4 tRNA genes are annotated in these 532 nt (G+C 49.8%); all 4 read right to left on the reverse strand.

Annotated features, from left to right (window positions below):
• Nucleotides 1-19: 19 nt before the first annotated feature.
• Nucleotides 20-96: transfer RNA gene (locus F0231_RS20815), tRNA-Arg, on the reverse strand.
• 65 nt (nt 97-161) lie between these two features.
• Nucleotides 162-238, reverse strand: a tRNA-Arg gene (locus F0231_RS20820).
• Nucleotides 239-305: 67 nt separating this feature from the next.
• Nucleotides 306-382 (reverse strand) — tRNA-Arg (locus F0231_RS20825).
• A gap of 65 nt (nt 383-447) precedes the next feature.
• Nucleotides 448-524: transfer RNA gene (locus F0231_RS20830), tRNA-Arg, on the reverse strand.
• Nucleotides 525-532 lie beyond the last annotated feature (8 nt).

Below are 532 nucleotides of genomic sequence, written 5' to 3' on the forward strand. Positions count from 1 at the left end.
AGAATGAAAACCTAAAGAGTGGCGCGCTCTGGAGGATTCGAACCTCCGACCGCCTGGTTCGTAGCCAGGTACTCTATCCAGCTGAGCTAAGAGCGCACGGGTTTCGATATCGCTTTTGCAATATCAGGATTTCGCTTCATTAAGAATGAAAACCTAAAGAGTGGCGCGTCCTGGAGGATTCGAACCTCCGACCGCCTGGTTCGTAGCCAGGTACTCTATCCAGCTGAGCTAAGGACGCACGGGTTTCGATATCGACTTAAGTCAATATCAGGATTTCTCTTCAATAAGAATGAAAACCTAAAGAGTGGCGCGTCCTGGAGGATTCGAACCTCCGACCGCCTGGTTCGTAGCCAGGTACTCTATCCAGCTGAGCTAAGGACGCGCAGTTTTCGATATCACTTTTGTAATATCAGGATTTCACTTCAATAAGAATGAAAACCTAAAGAGTGGCGCGCTCTGGAGGATTCGAACCTCCGACCGCCTGGTTCGTAGCCAGGTACTCTATCCAGCTGAGCTAAGAGCGCACGGGTTT

The organism is Vibrio sp. RE86 (assembly GCF_013114545.1).
Lineage (GTDB): Bacteria > Pseudomonadota > Gammaproteobacteria > Enterobacterales > Vibrionaceae > Vibrio.